The sequence below is a fragment of the Rhodoferax aquaticus genome (genome assembly GCF_006974105.1).
GTDB lineage: Bacteria > Pseudomonadota > Gammaproteobacteria > Burkholderiales > Burkholderiaceae_C > Allorhodoferax > Allorhodoferax aquaticus_A.
This window is the reverse complement of sequence record NZ_CP036282.1, coordinates 2,918,662-2,936,597: the sequence shown is the minus strand read 5'-3', so window position 1 is coordinate 2,936,597 and position 17,936 is coordinate 2,918,662. Positions and strand designations below refer to the sequence as shown.

Below are 17,936 nucleotides of genomic sequence, written 5' to 3'. Positions count from 1 at the left end.
TCAAGTGCCTGATGGGTCGATGGGGTGTTCCGTTGCCGTAGCGACTGGGCCGGTCTCCAGTGCTTTGCCGAAGCGGCGCTCGATGTTGTGAAAGTGCTCGCGCATTTGTTGCTGGGCGAGCAGTGGTTCCCGTCTGCGCATGGCACTCAATAAGTCGCGGTGTGCTTGGACTGTTCCCATTGGATCTGCATCTTCACCAATGGACTTGGCAGGTAAAGCGTTGTAGACCACCCAAAACACATCGATGAGCCTTAGAAGTGAGTCATTTCCCAAGGTCGCATACAACATGCGGTGAAAGGCGCGATCCTCTTGTGCGGTCGGCTCACCCGCAGCGGCCTTAAGCGCCCAGGCATCCAGCAACACCTCGATTGCGTCAAGTTCTTGATCGGTGATGACTGCAGCGGCTTGCGCTACGGCGGATGCTTCAAGCCATTCGCGAATTTGCAGTATTTCTGCGGCCCGCGCAGGTTGAAAGAGCAAGCCATATGAAAGGAAGTCGAGAACCGAGTCGAAGTTGAATTCCCGGACACGCACACCATTGCCGTGGCGTGTTTCCACAATGCCTAGCGACTCCAATGCCTTTATGGCTTCTCGTACCGAGCCCCGACTGACTCCCAAATCATCGGCCAGTTGGCCTTCAGGCGGCAACAAATCGCCGGGGCCAAGCTTGCGGTCCATGATGAGTTGCTTGACCTGGTCTTGAATAGCCTGCTTGAGTAGGGGCCCCCTCACAAGCTTTTCCATAACGATTGACATGGATGTCTCCTGGATATGCTGAATTATTAGATATCGGATATCTTACTGTAGGATATCCGGTGTTTGCAACACGCATCGATGAATTTTTATGGGCCGACTGGCAATGCAACTCTTTGAAAGCGAATCAACACGTATGAACACCCCCCTTGTGGCTAACCCGTCTCAAAGTCCGACAGACTGCCTAAGCTTTAAGTGGCGGGAGTTGCCCGCCATTCCTCCTAATCAAAGGTGCTGGTCGCCCGCGATCCCTGTGGGTGCGCCAGAGTGGCACCAGATCGGATTGGGGGGCGCTATCAGCGGAGTTCACAACGACTGGCTCTTGGTTGGCGGCGGTGCAAACTTCCCTGAACCGGGTTTAACCGTGACGCGCCCCAACAACCTTGGCAAGGTGTACTGGGATGAAGCGTTTGCACTGAACTTGACAAGCAACGTTTGGTCAGCGAAGCCAATGAAACTGCCAAAAGCCCTGGCCTATGCTGCGACGATCAGCTTGCCCGAAGGCGTCCTGGTTCTGGGGGGCGAAGGCTTTGAAAGTGCCAATGGTTCGCTGTGTGAGAAGGTGCAGCCTTCTGCGGATGTCTGCCTCATGCGTTTTGATGGGCATTTGGAAACATTGAGCTTCCAGGACTACCCAAGCCTCCCCTATGCGATGAGCAGCCCAAGTGCTTGCCTGCTAGGGCGCAGTGTGTTTTTGCAAAATGGCCAAGATGTCTATAGCCTGAACCTAGACTCGATTGCCGAGGGTTGGTCTCGACTGGGCACGTGTCCCGGTGATGCACGATCAGCTGCGTTAACGTCAGGCGTCGGCGATAGATTCCTCATTGCAAGTGGCCGTTCTTTAAAGCCAGACGCTGATGTCATTCTTCGCGACGCGTATGCCTACGAACCCAAGACCAGGGCATGGACGGTATTGCCAGACATGCCCTTGGGGGCCATGGCAGGTATGGCCTTTGCCGTTCAAGGCAGATTCTTTGTTGTTGTGGGTGGCGATGGCAACGAGGCGCGCGCGCGTGAGTATCGTAGGCTAGACGCAGAACGCAAGCTAGCGCAGGAGGGGAGCGCAGGCTGGGTACACGCCAATACGGCAATGACCTTTTTGCACGACCATCACACTGGCTTTAATCAGCAAATACAAGTTTTCGATGGCCTCACAGGCACGTGGTCTCAGTGTGGCTTTCTTCCTAGCGCGGCCCCAGTTACATCGCAACCGGTTCAGTGGCGTGACGAACTGCTATTGGTTTCTGGAGAGGTATCGCCGGGCAAACGGACTCCGAAAATTTGGGCAGGTAAGCCGCAACTATGCAGCAAGTAGTGGCAGTTAAGGCTGCAAGAAAGACCGAACGGCAAGGTTCAGCCAGGTCTGTTTGGCGGGGACTGGGTAAGCCGGCGGAGTGCCCTGTTTCTGCCGGTAGGTGTGGGCTGGCTTTTGGCTGACAACGTCCTGCCGATTGCGGCAGCCGCCCTTGGGCGAAAACGCTGCGCGTACCGCACACCCACCTCATGTTGCCGGGTGTTACCTGCCTTTGGGGTTGTGTGCTTCGCCTTGAACTGGCTTGCGTGGTAGTTTGACCTTGGTCCACACAGGAGCCCGGCGCACCAGATCTACGACTTGTAGGACGGAGTGCGCGCGCATGGTTGCGATTTTTGCCAATGGGCTGTTGCCGTTGACGATGCTGTAGTGCAGCAGCCCAGTTTGTAAGGCAGCCATTTGCAGCATGACGGCTTCGGTGTCTTGAACTTCGGCTTTATCAAGCTTCCAGCAAGCGTGGAGCAGTTCGCTCATGTAGGTCCACATGGCTTCTGGGGCTCTGGCGTGGGACCAGAATGTGCGCTTCATTTCTGAGTCGGGCTCTAGGCCTGGCTCTAAGTACACAAACCGGAAATGGTCTTGGTGGGCTATCCAGTAGTCCAAATAGGCTTCCACGTACGCGGCGATCTTGGCATACGGTGAGCGGTGGCGCTGCGCAAGCTCTACGCAGCCTGTATGGCAAGCCAACAGGATGTAGTCGCGCAAGTGGCTTGCCAGGATGCCTTTGCTGGGGAAGTAACGGTAGATCGCCATGGGCGAGATGCCCGCAGCATCTGAAATGCCTCGCAAGGTCACGGCGTCTGCGCCGTCGCGGGTCAGTATTCCCTTGGCAATTTCAATGAGTTCTTCCTTGAACTCATTCTTGTCATTGGCGCTTCGGCGCCGTGTCTGCTTCACCACTGGCTGGGGGGCTTGGGTGTTGCTGGTTTCACTTGGGGGCATGGGGTCTGTCATGGGTGGCTAGAGGCTTTTGCTCTGGCGGTGGTTCTGTCGCACATTTTCCGGTTAATTGTAGTTGTACGCAAATTAAGCGTACATACACCCCTAAATCGTGTGGTTAAGATTATACGTAGATTACTAATACGCTTAATAAGCGTACAATTAAGCTTACAGTACTCAATAGTCTTTGCCATCCATGCTCTCTACCTCTCTTGTCACGCCGCTGCATGCAGCCCAGTTGCCCCGCGTTTTCGATGGCGGGCGGTCGCCGGCTGCTTCCCGTGATATGTTGATCTTTAGCTGCGGAACAGAGCGCTATGGCTTGGATTTGCGCTGCGTTCAGGAGATTCGCCGTTACACGCAGCCGACCCGCCTGTTTAGCGCATCGCTCGACTGCTTTGGCGTGGTGAACTTGCGAGGCTGCATCGTCCCGCTGTTTGATCTGCACCGCGTGTTGGGACACCAGCCTACCGTTTTGGGTACCCATTCGGTGGTCGTGGTTGCCAAGCTACAGCGCGGCACGGTGGGCCTCGTGGTGGATGCCGTAGATGAGGTGGTCACGATCCAGCCCCACGCCATCCAGAGCCCGCCGCAGGGCGTGCACGCGAGCACCTCGCCTCACATTTTGGGCCTCACCGAACTTCACCAGCGCCTTGTCGTTCTGCTGGATGGGGATCGCTTGATGCCAAACGCCACCTTGCAGTAAGCCCCGCTCAGGGTTCCTCTGCGGCACTTTGTTTATTACCCGCTATTCGATTTCTTTAATTCATGAAAACCAAATTTTCTCTCTCTAACGCGTCTGTCGCCACGCGAATATCCGTGCTGGGCAGCACGGGTATCGCTGTGGTTCTATTGGCCATTTGTACTTGGATGACTGTGATCCAAACGGGCACCGCCCGCGTTGATCGCGTGCAGGATGCAGGGGATAAAGCAGGCGCCCTGGTGGCCACCATAGACTCATTCGATCTGGCGTCTCGCAGTCTGCTGGACCGCACTTTCAAGGCTTTTCGTGCAGAGTTTGCAGTCACCCTGACGTTGAATGAAGCCCAAACCGAGCTCAAAAGTGCCGGCGTCACGCTCAATGGTGACTTCACCGCTGTCGATAACTTGTTCAAGACGACAGGCTCCGTAGGGACTGTGTTCGCCAAGAAGGGGGACGACTTTCTGCGCATCACCACATCGCTCAAAAAAGAGAATGGCGAACGTGCCATGGGCACTGTGTTGGACAAATCAGGCGCTGCCTATGCCGCACTGAGCGCCGGGCAGCCCTTTGTGGGCCGAGCGCTGCTGTTTGGTAAGTACTACTTGACGCGCTATGAACCCGTCAAAGATGAAGCAGGCCATATCGTGGGCGCTTTGTTCATCGGCTACGACTTGACGGCCTTTCAAGGTGCGCTAGAGAAAATGGTGAACGAGGTGCATCTCTATGGGTCTGGTGGCTTGTACGTGATCGACCCCAAAAAAGGCTGGGGCGATGCACAGTTTGTTTTTCACCCCCGCCAGCAAGGGAAAAAAGTCCTAGAAGCCTACCCGGGTTTGGCTCAACAACTGGAGACGATGGGCAATGCATCTGAAAGCACGGCAACCCCAAGTGCCAATGTTTTTGCAACCAAGGGCGATGACCACTGGGCTGTGGTGCGCAAGAGCACAGCCACGGGTTGGTGGGTGGTTGCCGAGGTGTCCGATCGTGAGGCGATGGCTGCCCATTGGGCCGCCATTGTGCCGGTGTGGTTGATGCTGGGTGGCGCTGCGCTTTCGTTGGGGCTGGGCTTGTTCTTAATGACACGGCACTTGGTGTCACGCCCCTTGCAAGAGCTCAGCACGGTCATCAATCGGGTGTCCGAAGGCGACTTGAGCCAATCTGCGTACAGCGACCGAAAGGACGAAATCGGTGCCCTCATGGGCTGCGTGGAACGCATGCGTATGGACTTGAACTCTTTGTTCGCTTACGTCCGAGAGAGCAGCGACAACATCTACATAGCGAGCTCCGAAGTGGCAGTGGGGAGTGCGGACTTGAGTGGACGCACCGAGCGTACCGCAAGCAATTTGCAGCAGACCGCTGCCAGCGTAGAGCAACTGACCGGCACCTTGCAGCAAACCGCAGAAAGCACGCGCCAAGCCAACGCATTGGCCCATTCAGCACAGTCTGAGGCGGTGCATGGCGGCGCATTGGTCAATGGAGTCATTGCCGCTATGACGGACATCAACCAAAGCAGTCAGCAAATCTCGGAAATCATTGCCGTGATCGACAACATTGCGTTTCAGACCAATATTCTGGCGCTCAACGCAGCCGTAGAGGCCGCCCGTGCAGGCGACCATGGGCGTGGTTTTTCTGTGGTGGCCACAGAGGTGCGCAATTTGGCAAGCCAGTCTGCATCGGCCGCGAAGGACATCAAGACCTTGATCAATTCCAGTGTTGAGCGCGTCCAGCAAGGGTTCACCATTGCCAACGAATCGGGCGATGCGATGCAAAACCTTATGCAATCCATCAAGCGGGTCAATAGCCTCATTCAGGGGATCAGCACCGCGACCGTGGAACAAACCCTGGCGGTGCAGCAAGTCAACCAAGCGGTTGGTCACATTGACCAAGCTACGCAAGAGAACGCAGCCTTGGTCGAAGAAAGCGCCGCCGCCGCTGAAAGTTTGAAGCAGCAGGCAGAGCGGGTCACCAGCCTCATCAATACATTGAAGCTGGACCGTAAGCTAGACCTGATCGCAGCGTGAGTTTGGGCGAACCGTTGGTTGGCCGTCCCTTGGCGGGACGTGTTGTCGTGCAAGGTAGATCGCGCAGGGCTGGCTGGGGTCAACACACCTCGCACGTTCACGGGCGTCTATTGATAGCAAGCTGGGACGCCAGTCGGAACCTTGAAATGCACCACGCGCAAAGTGCTCAAACTTTGGCGCATGCCATTGACCTTGGGAAACAGGGGCCTTGGGCCAAAATTCTGGTCATTCGCGATTCTCTGGTGACCTCGCTGGAAGTGCTCTCGGCCATCAGGCAGATGGGCGCCACCCTAGTGCGCGAGCACCAACTGGTGGCCTTTGCTTGGGTGATTGAGCCCTCGGTACTCGGATACACCTTGCTATGTGATCGCTATGCGAGCTTGCACAAAGGCTTGCTAGAAACCCCGGTCTTTGACAACCTTGCTGCTGCGGTCTACTCAGTTGAAAAAACGCTCGCCGAACACCCGCGACCCAGCTGCACAAACTAGACCGTTGTTGTTTCGACTGGTGCGAGGACGAGGTAATTGGCTCAAGGCATAGCCGCAAGCGCTGCGCGCACAGCTTCTATGCGCTTGCGGTTCAGGCCGCGATCGCCTTTGCCGATGCGGGAGGCAGAGCGCACTTGGATGACTTTGGCCGCAGGGTCAAACCAGAACTCCACGTCGTCTACAAACTTCATCAGTGGCGTGGTGTATTGCGCATACAGGTAGTCGGGGGCGCTGTTGATGAGCTTGGCGCCTTCCATGCCTTCCACAATCGCCTTGATCTTGGCGATGGTGGCAGGGCCGTCGCCGCGCAGTGCCAAGGGGGCAATGGTGGAGTACTGGCGCTGTGGGTGGTCTGGATAAAGGTCGGCCTGGCTGCTCACGCTGTTGTTGGTGGCTGACAAGCCTTTGAGCTTGCCCTGGTGCACACCCAAATCGGTGGGGGCTGTGCCTTGCAGCAGACCCAACTGGCCCGCTGCGATGGCACTGAGCACCAATGCCAAAACTACGATCACGATCCATTTGATGACCAACATACTGTTTCTTCCTTGTTTTATGCATTGCTAAGGAGCGTGCCCGCCCCCGTGGGCGCAGTATCGCACCGTGCTATCGCATATCTTTCCTTGGTTTATGTCAATGAGTTGCATTGGCGACAGCGTGCTTGCACCTGGCGGAGCGGCCTGAAACGTGCAGCCGTGCCTATACTTCTCGCATGAAAAACATTTCCGACCTTCGCAAGAGCTACGAACGCGCTGAACTGGACGAAAGCGCGTCGCACGCCGACCCATTGCAGCAATTTGAACAGTGGCTCAAAGAGGCCATCAGCAGCGAAGTGCCAGAGCCCAATGCCATGACGGTGGCCACGGTGGGGAGCAACTTGCGCCCCTCGACCCGCGTGGTGCTGATTAAGGGCTACGACGCGCAAGGCATCGTGTGGTATACCAATTACGAGAGCCGCAAGGGGCATGAGTTGGCTGGCAACCCCTATGCAGCACTGCAGTTCCACTGGGTGGAGTTGGAGCGCGTGGTGCGTATTGAAGGCGTGGTGGAAAGAGTAAGTGATGCTGAGAGCGACGCGTATTTCCACAGCCGTCCTCTGGACTCGCGCATAGGCGCTTGGGCATCGCCCCAAAGCGAGGTGATTTCAGGGCGCACGGTGTTGGTGACCAATGCCGCCAAATATGCCGCGCAATTCTTGTTGCAGCCACCACGCCCACCGCACTGGGGTGGCTATCGCCTGAAACCCGACAACTGGCAGTTCTGGCAAGGGCGCAAAAGTCGCTTGCACGACCGCCTGCGCTACTCGCTAGAGGCCGACGGCACTTGGTTGCGCGAGCGTTTGGCGCCTTAGGCACAGGCTTGCGCTTTGCTGACGGCTCGGCGGATTTAAGGGTTTGCCGGGGGCATCGGGCCAGTTCTGCACCCGTAAGCTGCGGCTCCAGTCATTGGGGCAAGTATGAAAAATCGTTGGTACAGCAGTGTGTTTGCAGTGAGCGCGTTGGCACTTGGGTGTGTTGCAACTGGTGCGTGGGCGCAGGCCGCCAAGCCTTTGCGCATTGGTTTGATAGGGCCGTTTACCGGGCCTTCGTCTGACTTTGGCCTGCCTATGCTCAACGGGGCCAAGCTTGCGGTGGACGAGATCAATGCGGCTGGAGGTTACTTAGGCCGCATGGTGGAGCTGGTGGTGAAAGATGACACGGCCAACCCCGATGTGGGGCTACAAAAGTCGCAAGAGCTGATGCAAGAGCAGGTGATTGCCACTATCGGGTTTTGCAACACGGGGGTGGCCATGAAGTCGCTCGATGTGTTTCAAAACGCCAAGTCGCCCTTGATCGTGCCCTGTGCCACGGGCACCCCCATCACCGCCAAGTACCCCGCGGCAGAGAGTTATGTGTTCCGTAACTCGGCACGCGATGCCATTCAAGCGCCCTTTGTGGTGAACGACATTGTGTCGCGGGGCTGGACCAAGGTGGCCGTGCTGGCAGACAAAACGGGCTATGGCGAGGCAGGCTTGCAAGATGTGGTGAAGGCACTGGCCGCTAAAGACCTCAAGCCTGTGTATGTGGGCCGATTTGACTTGGGCGTGACCGACCTGCAGGCTGACCTGAAAGCCGCCCAAGCTGCAGGTGCCAATGTGATTTTTAGCTACACCGTGGGCCCTGAGGCCGCCGCTATTGCCAAGAGCCGCCAGGCGATTGGCTGGAAGGTGCCGCAAGTGGGGGCCTGGCCTTTGTCATTCCCATTGTTTATTGACGGTGCACGAGACGCCTCAGAAGGCGCGCTGATGGCGCAAACCTTTATTGCTGAGCCCAGCAACGAGCGCAAGATGTCTTTCTTAAGCGCGTATGGGCGCAAGTTCAGCAGCAAAAAAATTGCAGTACCGATGGCAGCTGCCCAAGGCTATGACTCGGTGTATTTGTTGTCCTACGCTTTGCTGTCCATCCGCAATGGAGACATGTCCGGACCTTCGGTGAAAGCCGCCTTAGAAAACATTCCGCGCGTGTACTACGGCGTGACAGCCACCCACGAAAAGCCTTTTAGCAAAGACGATAAAGAGGCCATCAGCAGCAACATGCTGGTCATGGGCATGGTCAAGAACGGTGCGGTAACCTTCGCCTATGCAGAAGACCGATCACGCAACCTCATCGTGCAGCGCAAGCAAAGCGCGCACTAGGCGACAGCATGCGGTGGATTGATACCCACTGCCACTTGGACGCGCCTGAGCTCATGGCCCAGGCCGCCGCGATGCATCAGCGCACGCGTGCTAGCGGCGTGGTGCATTGCGTCATCCCTGCGGTGGAAGTGTCCAATCTGGCCACGGTGCGCGCGTTGGCCCATGCGCAGGGCGACAGCTATTGCCTGGGCATTCACCCCTTGTACGTCAAACGTGCTGCAGAAGGCGACTTGGCGGTGCTGGACGCCGCACTGGCCCAGTACCAAAGCGACCCGCGCCTCGTGGCTGTGGGTGAGATCGGCTTGGACTATTTTGTGCCGGAGCTGACCCAGAGCCCACTGCGTGAAGCACAGGAGCACTACTACCGCGCACAGCTCAAACTAGCGCGCAAGTACCAGTTGCCTGTGGTGGTGCATGTGCGCCGCTCGGCAGATAAGCTGCTGAAGCATTTGCGTGAGGTGGGGCAGGGCGGCTATCGCTGGCACGGCATTGCCCATGCGTTTAACGGCAGCTTGGAGCAGGCACAGGCATTTATCGATTTGGGCTTCAAACTGGGCTTTGGCGGCGCGGTGACCTACGAGCGCGCCTTGCAGTTGCGCCGCTTGGCCACCCAGCTGCCCCTAGACGCGCTGGTGCTAGAGACGGACGCGCCAGACATTCCGCCCCACTGGCTCTACACCACGGCCGAGCAGCGCGCAGCGGGTGTGCCCCAGGGCGTAAACACACCGGCGGAGCTGCCCCGCATCGCGCAGGTGATTGCGGAGCTGCGTGGCATGCCGCTACAAGACTTGGCCGCTGCCACCACGCGCAACGCTTGCGAAGCGTTGCCCAAGCTGGGCGCGCTGCTGGTATAAATCCCCATGGCAAAAACTGACACGATTGATTTTCCCGAAGTTAACTTTTCGGAAGAGGGCCCCATTCGGCACCTGCATTTGGGCAGCGAATGGATTCAAGGCTCTATGTATGTCGATGAACCCAATGCTTTGGTGCATGAGTACATCCAGCGCATGATGGCTTGGCTGCTGTTTGTCGACCCCACCACGGTGGGTAAGCGCCAAGCCCTGCAACTGGGCCTGGGAGCAGGGTCCCTGACCAAGTTTTGCGCCAAAGAGTTGCGCATGAAAACCACGGCGATTGAGCTGAACCCCCAAGTACTGCATGCCTGCCGTGGGTGGTTCAAGCTGCCCATGGACAACACCCGCATGCAAGTGGTGTTGGGCGATGCCGCTAAAGAGATCCAGCAAGCGCGCTGGCTGGGCGCGGTGGACGCGCTGCAGGTCGACCTGTACGACGAAGAAGCAGCTGCCCCGGTGTTGGACAGCGAGGCGTTTTATGCAGATTGCCGCAACACCCTGACGTATGAGGGCTGCATGACGGTGAACCTGTTTGGCCGCACATCGAGCTTTCAAAAAAGCGTGGACAAGATTGCCGCTGCGTTTGGCATGGATGCGATTTGGGCCTTCAAGTCCACCCGCGAAGGCAATACGGTGGTGCTGGCACAGCGCACCGTCACCCGCCCCAAGCGCGACGTGTTGGTGGCGCGGGCTGATTACATCAAAGACCACTGGGGCTTGCCTGCAGACAAATGGGTGCGGGTATTCAAGCCCGTGAAAACATGAGCACTTCCGCAAAACCGGCTGTCCCCACGGCACGAGTGCATGCGCATGTAGGCCCCGTGGATTGGCGCCTCTTGGTGCAGTGGTTGCACCAAGACGGCGTGATTGCCAAAGAAGAGGCGCAGCGCACCATTGCGCGCTGCTCTCAGGCTGAAAGCGCGCAGCACGCCTTGGTGCGGCTGGCCAGCGTGTCCATGCTGCGGGCCAGTGATGGCAAGCCCTTGGACATGGAGCTGTTGACCCAATGGCTGGCGGGCCGCGCGGGGCTGGACTATTTGCGCATTGATCCACTCAAGGTGGATGTGGGCAAGGTAGCCGATGCCATGAGTGCCGCCTATGCAGAGCGGCACAAGGTGCTGACCGTGGCGGTGGCACCTACCCAAGTTACCGTAGCAACTGCTGAGCCTTTCGTCACCGATTGGGTGGCCGAGGTGGAGCGCCAGTCCAAGCGCAGCGTGCGCCGGGTGGTCTCCAGCCCGCAAGAAATTCATCGCTACACCGTAGAGTTTTATGCCCTGGCCAAGTCGGTGCGGGCAGCCAGCAAGTCAGGTGTGAACAATGGCGCGAGTTTTGAGCAACTGGTGGAGCTGGGCAAAACCAACAAGCAGCTAGATGCCAATGACCAGGGCGTGGTGCAGGTGGTGGACTGGCTGTGGCAATACGCATTTGACCAACGCGCCAGCGACATTCACTTGGAGCCACGGCGCGAGCAGGGCGTGATCCGCTTCCGCATTGACGGGGTGCTGCACCCGGTCTACCAAATGCCTATGGGCGTACTCAACGCCATGACGGCGCGTATCAAGCTCTTAGGGCGCATGGACGTGGTGGAGCGCCGCCGCCCGCAAGACGGCCGCATCAAAACCCGCAACCCGCGTGGCGATGAGGTGGAAATGCGTATCTCGACCTTGCCCACCGCCTTTGGCGAAAAGATGGTGATGCGTATTTTTGACCCTGACAACACAGTCAAAGAGCTAGACGCCTTGGGCTTTACCAGCCATGACGCACAGCGTTGGGAGAGTTTGGTCAAACGCCCGCATGGCATTATTTTGGTGACGGGCCCTACCGGCTCGGGCAAGACCACCACGCTGTATTCCACCCTCAAGCGGGTGGCGACCGAAGAAGTGAACGTCAGCACCGTGGAAGACCCGATTGAAATGATCGAGGCCTCGTTCAACCAAACCCAGGTGCAGCCGCAGCTGGACTTTGGCTTTCCACAAGGCCTGCGCGCTTTGATGCGCCAAGACCCCGACATCATCATGGTCGGCGAGATCCGCGACCGAGAAACCGCGGAGATGGCCGTGCAAGCCGCGCTCACTGGGCATTTGGTGTTTTCTACCTTGCACACCAATGACGCGCCCTCGGCCGTGACGCGGCTGATGGAATTGGGCGTGCCGTCTTACTTGATCAACGCCACCTTGCTAGGCGTTTTGGCGCAGCGCTTGGTGCGTACCTTGTGCAAGGTGTGCAAAGTGCGTGACGAGTCCGCCAACCGCGAGGCCCTGGTCGAACTGGTGAAGCCGTGGCAAATCAATGGCGGCTACAAACCCTATATGCCCGTCGGCTGTGTGGACTGCCGCATGACGGGCTTTATGGGCCGCATGGGTTTGTATGAGCTGCTGGTGGTCAGTGAGGCCTTCAAGTCCAAGGTGAACGACGAGCCCGCGACCGATGTCCTGCGCAAGCAAGCCATTGCCGATGGCATGCGCCCTTTGCGGCTAGCCGGTGCCTTGCGTGTTGCCGAAGGCCTGACCGTGATTGAAGAGGTGCTGTCGTCCACCCCCAGCTTGACTTAGTCTCAGGTGAAACACTTGGAAAAGTGCCAATGTTTAAGGGCAAAATGGCCCGTTGTTTGTGAGCTACGTTTGATCTAAGGAAAACACACAATGAATATAAAAAGTCAAAAAGATTTTTTCTCGGGCCTGATGTTTATGGGCGTTGGAGTGGCCTTTGCGTGGGGTGCTACCAACTACACCATCGGCAATGGCGCACGCATGGGGCCTGGTTACTTTCCGCTGGTGCTGGGTGTTTTGCTGGCGTTGTTGGGCGGCATCATTACCTTCAAGGCCTTGGTGGTGGAGACCGTGGATGGCGACAAAATTGGCAGCATGGCCTGGAAGCCACTGTTCTTCATCATCGCGGCCAACTTGGTGTTTGGGGCCATGCTGGGCGGCTTGCCCATCATTGGCTTGCCGCCCTTGGGGCTCATCTTAGGGATCTATGCGCTGACCTTTATTGCTGCCAACGCGGGTGATGAGTTCAAATTCATCGAGGTCTTGGTGTTGGCCACGATTTTGGCAGCCCTGAGCTATGGCGCATTTATCTTGCTGTTGAAGTTGCAGTTCCCTGTGTGGCCAGCGTTTATCACTGCCTAAGGAACCCAGACCATGGATTTATTTGCAAACCTTTCTTTGGGCTTTGGGGTCGCCTTTACCCTGCAAAACCTGATGTATGCCTTTATTGGCTGCTTGTTGGGCACGCTCATTGGCGTCTTGCCGGGCATCGGGCCCTTGGCCACCATTGCCATGCTGTTGCCCGCGACCTACGCTCTGCCCCCGGTGGCTGCGCTCATCATGCTGGCCGGTATTTACTACGGCGCGCAATACGGCGGCTCTACCACCGCAATTTTGGTGAACTTACCTGGTGAGTCTTCATCCGTGGTGACGGTGATTGACGGCTACCAAATGGCCCGCAACGGCCGTGCGGGCCCCGCGCTGGCAGCGGCAGGTTTGGGCTCGTTCTTTGCGGGTTGTGTGGGTACTTTGATCTTGGCCGCGTTTGCTGCGCCACTGACCGAGCTGGCCTTTAAGTTTGGCCCGGCGGAGTATTTCTCGCTGATGATTTTGGGCTTGATTGGTGCCGTGGTCTTGGCCTCTGGTTCGCTGCTGAAAGCCATTGCCATGATCATCTTGGGCTTGCTCTTGGGCATGGTGGGCACCGACGTGAATTCGGGTGTGGCGCGCTTTAGCTTTGAGATTCCTGAGCTGACCGACGGCATTGGCTTTATCGTCATCGCCATGGGGGTGTTTGGCTACGGTGAAATCATCAGCAACCTGTCCAAGCACGAGAGCGAACGCGAAGTGTTCACCGCCTCTGTCTCCGGCCTCATGCCTACTAAGCAAGATTTCAAAGACATGGTTCCCGCGGTATTGCGTGGTACGGCCTTGGGCTCTATCTTGGGCATCTTGCCCGGTGGCGGTGCCGTGATGGCTTCGTTTGCGGCGTACACCTTGGAAAAGAAAACCAAGCTGCGTCCCGGCGAAGTTCCCTTTGGCAAGGGCAATATCCGTGGTGTTGCGTCGCCTGAAGCCGCGAACAACGCGGGCTCACAAACATCCTTCATTCCCTTGCTGACCTTGGGTATTCCGCCCAACGCCGTCATGGCTTTGATGGTGGGTGCGATGACCATCCACAACATCCAACCTGGCCCCCAGGTGATGACCAGCAACCCCGAGCTGTTTTGGGGTTTGATTGCGTCCATGTGGATTGGTAACTTGATGCTGGTGATCTTGAACCTGCCACTCATCGGTATTTGGATCAAACTGCTCAGCGTGCCTTACCGTTGGTTGTTCCCGTCCATCGTGCTGTTCTGCGCGATTGGGGTTTACTCCACGAATAACAACACCTTTGACATTTGGATGGTCGGTTTGTTTGGTGTGATTGGCTATTTGTTCATCAAGCTGGGCGCGGAACCCGCACCCTTGCTGCTGGGCTTTATCTTGGGGCCAATGATGGAAGAGTATTTGCGCCGCGCCTTGTTGCTCTCGCGCGGTGACTGGAGCGTGTTTGTCACGCGGCCTTTGTCTGCCAGCTTGTTGGCAGCAGCGGCTTTGTTGCTCTTGGTGGTGCTGATGCCATCCGTCAAGTCCAAGCGCGAAGAAGCGTTTGTGGATGACTAAGGCCAAGGCTTAAGCTGCGTTTGAAAAATCCCCGATGCGTCGGGGATTTTTTTTGCCTATCGTACAGCGTGGCGATAGTAATTGCCAATGCGATCCATTAGATCAATCAACCCAGAGCATGGGCATTAGCCCCTAAGATTGCACCTGTTCATTCATCGAACAATCAATTCAAGAGGAAATCACCATGTCTTTGATCAATACGCAAGTCCAGCCTTTCAAGAACGAAGCCTTCCACAACGGCAAGTTCGTGACCGTGACCAATGAGACCCTCAAGGGCAAGTGGAACGTGTTCATCTTCATGCCTGCAGCCTTCACCTTCAACTGCCCAACAGAAGTAGAAGACGCTGCCGAACACTACGCTGAATTCCAAAAGGCCGGTGCTGAGGTGTACATCGTGACCACCGACACCCATTTCGCCCACAAGGTGTGGCACGAAACTTCCCCCGCAGTGGGCAAGGCTAAGTTCCCCTTGATCGGTGACCCAACACATGCCCTGACACGTGCGTTTGACGTGCATATCGACGAAGAAGGTTTGGCATTGCGCGGCACTTTCGTGATCAATCCAGATGGCGTGATCAAGACGATGGAAGTTCATTCCAACGAAATCGCCCGTGACGTGAAGGAAACCGTGCGTAAGTTGAAAGCTGCGCAGTACACCGCCGCTAACCCTGGCCAAGTGTGCCCCGCTAAGTGGAACGAAGGCGCGAAGACCATTGCACCTTCCATCGACTTGGTTGGCAAAATCTAAGTTACCGGCTTCCCACCGGTGGGCGGTGTGTACCGCTCACCAGCCGGACAGGGTCCTGCTGCATGTGCAGCGGGCCGTCCGGCTTTTTTTTACCCAAAATATGGCTTAAGCGCTCACACAATGTGCGCAAGAAGCTACTAAATAGATAGCAACAAGGAACCACCATGCTCGACGACACACTCAAATCCCAACTCGGCGCTTACCTGGAGCGCGTAACGCTGCCGATCGAGATGGTGGCGTCCCTTGGTGATGACGATAACTCCGCGCAAATGCGTGAGCTGTTGCAGACCATTCAGAGCCTGCGCGCCGACAAAATTTCGGTCGCCTACGACGGCACCGACGCCCGCAAGCCCTCGTTCAGCCTTCAACGGGCTGGCACAGATACTTCTTTAAGATTTGCCGGTCTGCCTCTGGGGCATGAGTTCACCTCCTTGGTACTGGCCCTGTTGTGGAGTGGTGGCCACCCGCCTAAGGTTGAGCAAGTCCTCATCGAACAGATCAAGGCTTTGTCCCCTGCGCACGGCGGTGACTTCAACTTCGAGGTCTACATGAGCCTCACCTGCCACAACTGCCCGGACGTGGTGCAAGCGCTAAGCCTCATGGCGATTTTTAACCCCAAGGTCAAAACTACCGTGATTGAAGGCGGCGCGTTCCAAGACGAAGTGAATGCCCGCGAAATCATGGCCGTGCCTAGCGTCTACCTCAACGGCGCGTTGTTTGGCAACGGCCGCATGCTGGTAGAAGAAATTGTGGCCAAGCTCGACACCGGCGCTGCCGACAAAGACGCGGCCAAACTGTCTGCCAAAGACCCGTATGACGTGCTCATCGTCGGCGGTGGCCCTGCAGGTGCAGCAGCTGCGGTGTACGCCGCCCGCAAAGGCATCCGCGTGGGTGTGGCGGCCGAGCGCTTTGGCGGTCAGACCAACGACACCATGGCCATCGAGAACTACCCCTCGGTGCAAGAAACCGATGGCCCCAAGTTCGCTGCCGCCCTGGAAGCCCAGACCCGCTCGTATGGCGTAGACATCATGAACCTGCAGCGCGCCGACAAAATCGTGCCCGCCGCAGAGGCTGGAGGCTTGACCGAAGTGGTGCTGGCCAACGGTGGCACGCTCAAGGCCAAGACCGTGATCTTGTCCACCGGCGCCCGCTGGCGCAATGTCAATGTGCCGGGTGAGGCCGAGTACAAAAACAAAGGCGTGGCCTACTGCCCGCACTGCGACGGCCCCTTGTTCAAGGGCAAAGACGTGGCGGTGATTGGTGGCGGCAACTCCGGCATCGAAGCCGCTATCGACCTGGCCGGCGTGGTCAAGTACGTGACGGTGATTGAGTTCGCCGACCAGCTGAAGGCCGACGCCGTGCTGGTCAAAAAGCTGCACAGCCTGCCCAATGTGACCGTGCATACCAACGCCCAGACCACCGAGATCACCGGTGCGGACGGCAAGGTGAACGGTCTGAAGTACAAAGACCGCGCCACCGGCGTGGAGCACCACATTGCGCTGGAAGGCGTGTTTGTGCAAATCGGCCTGGTGCCTAACACCGAGTTCCTGAAGGGCGTGGTGGACCTGAGTAAGTTCGGCGAAATCGTGGTGGATTCACGCGGCCACACCAACGTGCCCGGCGTGTTTGCCGCTGGCGACTGCACCACCGTGCCCTACAAGCAAATCGTGATTGCAGCCAGCGAAGGCTCCAAGGCCGCGCTGAGTGCGTTTGACCACTTGATCCGGCACTGAACGGACCCATCGCCCCATTTGCGCTAAGCGTGTTGAGGCCTTGGTTTTTGATGCAAAAGGGCGCTGTGGCGCCCTTTGCTATTGCGTATGCAGCTATGAAATTGGTAGTGTGATTGGCTGGCTTGTGCTCCCCGAGCCTGCGGATCACTTGGCCCAACATGGTGGATGTGCGCCGGTTCATCCTTTACAGTGCAGTCGTTTGCATTTTCATCTTCAACTCAAAGCGTTCACAATGACTGCTCCCTCTTTGCTCAAACTTGACTCGGTCGTGGCACCCGATGTGTATTTCCTGCCACCTGAAAAGCTGATCAGTGGCAATCCGCAGCAAACCATGTGGATGCATTACACCGACCCCACCCAACAGTTTTTTTCTGGCGTATGGCGCAGTGAGCCCGGCAAGTGGCGCGTTGCCTACACTGAAGAAGAGTACTGCCACATGCTAGAAGGCCGCAGCATTGTGACCAATGCGGACGGCGAGGCGGTCACAGTCTCCGCAGGAGACAGCTTTGTCATCCCCCGTGGGTTCACGGGGACGTGGGAAGTGGTGGAGACCACAAGCAAGCGCTTTGTGATCTATGAGGCGGCCACAGCCTAGACTGTGTTGCGCCGCAGACGGTTTGGGAATCGCCGCCGCATCGCGATAGTTCCGCCGTGACTTCTGGGCCCTGTGCCATTACGACACAATGGGCCGACCACCAACCAGCGCTAACGCGCATCAGTACCCAAGATGCACCACCCGAAAATTTCCCAATGGCTGCTCACTTTCCTTGCGGGGTGTGTCCTGCTGGTACTCGCGCTATTGCTAGCTGGTTGGCTCGCCACGCTTGCTGCGCCGAGTGCACTTGGGTTGCAAGGGTGGCCCGCAAGTTGGCGTGAATTCGTCCTGCGTTCTTCATTCATGTCTCACCTCCCGATGACAGTTTTCAGTGCGCTGTTCGCTTGGCTGGTTTTGCGTTGGCAGCGTGCACGTGGATTGGTTGTGGTGCTGGTTCTTATTGCGCCGTGGCTGATGTACTGCGTGTGGGCAGCGTCTAGCTGGTACCAAGGAACACAGTT

Annotated in this window: 17 protein-coding genes; 14 read left to right on the top strand and 3 right to left on the bottom strand. The window is 57.4% G+C overall.

Going from position 1 to position 17,936, the window contains the following annotated elements; genetic code table 11:
* Window positions 1-756: a FadR/GntR family transcriptional regulator gene (locus EXZ61_RS13475; RefSeq protein ID WP_142812258.1), complete on the bottom strand. Its 756-nt coding sequence runs from the start codon at window positions 754-756 to the stop codon at window positions 1-3.
* 133 nt (window positions 757-889) lie between these two features.
* Between EXZ61_RS13475 and EXZ61_RS13470 the strand changes: the two genes are divergently transcribed.
* The gene (locus tag EXZ61_RS13470; protein ID WP_142812257.1) at window positions 890-2,068 is read left to right on the top strand and encodes a galactose oxidase; all 1,179 of its coding nucleotides are present in this window, start codon (window positions 890-892) and stop codon (window positions 2,066-2,068) included.
* A 201-nt stretch (window positions 2,069-2,269) separates the two neighbouring features.
* Here the strand turns inward: EXZ61_RS13470 and EXZ61_RS13465 are convergent, their stop codons facing one another.
* Window positions 2,270-3,007: a TetR/AcrR family transcriptional regulator gene (locus tag EXZ61_RS13465; RefSeq protein WP_168224764.1), complete on the bottom strand. Its 738-nt coding sequence runs from the start codon at window positions 3,005-3,007 to the stop codon at window positions 2,270-2,272.
* A gap of 193 nt (window positions 3,008-3,200) precedes the next feature.
* On the opposite strand from EXZ61_RS13465, the gene EXZ61_RS13460 reads away from it, so the two are divergent.
* The 3 genes from EXZ61_RS13460 to EXZ61_RS13450 all read left to right on the top strand — a co-directional run bounded on the left by EXZ61_RS13460 (window position 3,201) and on the right by EXZ61_RS13450 (window position 6,216).
* Window positions 3,201-3,710: a chemotaxis protein CheW gene (locus tag EXZ61_RS13460; RefSeq protein WP_142812255.1), complete on the top strand. Its 510-nt coding sequence runs from the start codon at window positions 3,201-3,203 to the stop codon at window positions 3,708-3,710.
* Window positions 3,711-3,772: 62 nt separating this feature from the next.
* Window positions 3,773-5,728 carry a methyl-accepting chemotaxis protein gene (locus EXZ61_RS13455; RefSeq protein WP_142812254.1) on the top strand — a complete coding sequence of 652 codons (1,956 nt, stop codon included), beginning with the start codon at window positions 3,773-3,775 and terminating at the stop codon, window positions 5,726-5,728.
* Window positions 5,729-5,874: 146 nt separating this feature from the next.
* Window positions 5,875-6,216, top strand: a complete 342-nt coding sequence (locus EXZ61_RS13450; protein ID WP_142812253.1) for a hypothetical protein — start codon at window positions 5,875-5,877, stop codon at window positions 6,214-6,216.
* Window positions 6,217-6,257: 41 nt separating this feature from the next.
* Here EXZ61_RS13450 and EXZ61_RS13445 read toward each other — a convergent pair whose 3' ends face one another.
* Window positions 6,258-6,749: a DUF1499 domain-containing protein gene (locus tag EXZ61_RS13445; RefSeq protein WP_142812252.1), complete on the bottom strand. Its 492-nt coding sequence runs from the start codon at window positions 6,747-6,749 to the stop codon at window positions 6,258-6,260.
* A 176-nt stretch (window positions 6,750-6,925) separates the two neighbouring features.
* Here EXZ61_RS13445 and pdxH point away from each other — a divergent pair, with 176 nt between their 5' ends.
* From pdxH to EXZ61_RS13395, 10 genes are all read left to right on the top strand, one after another.
* Window positions 6,926-7,564, top strand: coding sequence for a pyridoxamine 5'-phosphate oxidase (pdxH, locus tag EXZ61_RS13440; RefSeq protein WP_142812251.1), 639 nt, complete (start codon window positions 6,926-6,928; stop codon window positions 7,562-7,564).
* A gap of 105 nt (window positions 7,565-7,669) precedes the next feature.
* The gene (locus tag EXZ61_RS13435; protein ID WP_142812250.1) at window positions 7,670-8,887 is read left to right on the top strand and encodes an ABC transporter substrate-binding protein; all 1,218 of its coding nucleotides are present in this window, start codon (window positions 7,670-7,672) and stop codon (window positions 8,885-8,887) included.
* Between the two features lie 8 nt (window positions 8,888-8,895).
* On the top strand, window positions 8,896-9,741 hold the full coding sequence (locus EXZ61_RS13430; RefSeq protein WP_142812249.1) for a TatD family hydrolase: 846 nt from the start codon (window positions 8,896-8,898) through the stop codon (window positions 9,739-9,741).
* A gap of 6 nt (window positions 9,742-9,747) precedes the next feature.
* Window positions 9,748-10,506 (top strand): class I SAM-dependent methyltransferase, encoded by a 759-nt coding sequence (locus EXZ61_RS13425; protein WP_142812248.1) that lies wholly within the window; start codon window positions 9,748-9,750, stop codon window positions 10,504-10,506.
* Window positions 10,503-12,296 carry a type IV pilus assembly ATPase TfpB gene (gene tfpB / locus EXZ61_RS13420; protein WP_142812247.1) on the top strand — a complete coding sequence of 598 codons (1,794 nt, stop codon included), beginning with the start codon at window positions 10,503-10,505 and terminating at the stop codon, window positions 12,294-12,296. The genes EXZ61_RS13425 and tfpB overlap by 4 nt, the downstream gene beginning before the upstream one ends.
* A gap of 90 nt (window positions 12,297-12,386) precedes the next feature.
* On the top strand, window positions 12,387-12,875 hold the full coding sequence (locus EXZ61_RS13415; RefSeq protein ID WP_142812246.1) for a tripartite tricarboxylate transporter TctB family protein: 489 nt from the start codon (window positions 12,387-12,389) through the stop codon (window positions 12,873-12,875).
* 12 nt (window positions 12,876-12,887) lie between these two features.
* A complete protein-coding gene (locus EXZ61_RS13410; RefSeq protein WP_142812245.1) occupies window positions 12,888-14,399 on the top strand; it encodes a tripartite tricarboxylate transporter permease in 1,512 nt (503 codons plus the stop codon).
* A gap of 184 nt (window positions 14,400-14,583) precedes the next feature.
* Window positions 14,584-15,147 (top strand): alkyl hydroperoxide reductase subunit C, encoded by a 564-nt coding sequence (ahpC, locus tag EXZ61_RS13405; RefSeq protein ID WP_142812244.1) that lies wholly within the window; start codon window positions 14,584-14,586, stop codon window positions 15,145-15,147.
* Window positions 15,148-15,311: 164 nt separating this feature from the next.
* Window positions 15,312-16,880 carry an alkyl hydroperoxide reductase subunit F gene (gene ahpF, locus EXZ61_RS13400; RefSeq protein WP_142812243.1) on the top strand — a complete coding sequence of 523 codons (1,569 nt, stop codon included), beginning with the start codon at window positions 15,312-15,314 and terminating at the stop codon, window positions 16,878-16,880.
* Between the two features lie 232 nt (window positions 16,881-17,112).
* Complete coding sequence (locus EXZ61_RS13395; RefSeq protein WP_142812242.1) at window positions 17,113-17,475, top strand: cupin domain-containing protein; 363 nt, start codon at window positions 17,113-17,115, stop codon at window positions 17,473-17,475.
* The last annotated feature ends 461 nt before the right edge of the window (window positions 17,476-17,936 follow it).

Coding starts and splice junctions, on each gene's coding strand:
- EXZ61_RS13475 (WP_142812258.1), bottom strand. CDS start 756: ATGTCAATCGTTATGGAAAAGCTTGTGAGGGGGCCCCTACTCAAGCAG.
- EXZ61_RS13470 (WP_142812257.1), top strand. CDS start 890: ATGAACACCCCCCTTGTGGCTAACCCGTCTCAAAGTCCGACAGACTGC.
- EXZ61_RS13465 (WP_168224764.1), bottom strand. CDS start 3,007: ATGCCCCCAAGTGAAACCAGCAACACCCAAGCCCCCCAGCCAGTGGTG.
- EXZ61_RS13460 (WP_142812255.1), top strand. CDS start 3,201: ATGCTCTCTACCTCTCTTGTCACGCCGCTGCATGCAGCCCAGTTGCCC.
- EXZ61_RS13455 (WP_142812254.1), top strand. CDS start 3,773: ATGAAAACCAAATTTTCTCTCTCTAACGCGTCTGTCGCCACGCGAATA.
- EXZ61_RS13450 (WP_142812253.1), top strand. CDS start 5,875: ATGCACCACGCGCAAAGTGCTCAAACTTTGGCGCATGCCATTGACCTT.
- EXZ61_RS13445 (WP_142812252.1), bottom strand. CDS start 6,749: ATGTTGGTCATCAAATGGATCGTGATCGTAGTTTTGGCATTGGTGCTC.
- pdxH (WP_142812251.1), top strand. CDS start 6,926: ATGAAAAACATTTCCGACCTTCGCAAGAGCTACGAACGCGCTGAACTG.
- EXZ61_RS13435 (WP_142812250.1), top strand. CDS start 7,670: ATGAAAAATCGTTGGTACAGCAGTGTGTTTGCAGTGAGCGCGTTGGCA.
- EXZ61_RS13430 (WP_142812249.1), top strand. CDS start 8,896: ATGCGGTGGATTGATACCCACTGCCACTTGGACGCGCCTGAGCTCATG.
- EXZ61_RS13425 (WP_142812248.1), top strand. CDS start 9,748: ATGGCAAAAACTGACACGATTGATTTTCCCGAAGTTAACTTTTCGGAA.
- tfpB (WP_142812247.1), top strand. CDS start 10,503: ATGAGCACTTCCGCAAAACCGGCTGTCCCCACGGCACGAGTGCATGCG.
- EXZ61_RS13415 (WP_142812246.1), top strand. CDS start 12,387: ATGAATATAAAAAGTCAAAAAGATTTTTTCTCGGGCCTGATGTTTATG.
- EXZ61_RS13410 (WP_142812245.1), top strand. CDS start 12,888: ATGGATTTATTTGCAAACCTTTCTTTGGGCTTTGGGGTCGCCTTTACC.
- ahpC (WP_142812244.1), top strand. CDS start 14,584: ATGTCTTTGATCAATACGCAAGTCCAGCCTTTCAAGAACGAAGCCTTC.
- ahpF (WP_142812243.1), top strand. CDS start 15,312: ATGCTCGACGACACACTCAAATCCCAACTCGGCGCTTACCTGGAGCGC.
- EXZ61_RS13395 (WP_142812242.1), top strand. CDS start 17,113: ATGACTGCTCCCTCTTTGCTCAAACTTGACTCGGTCGTGGCACCCGAT.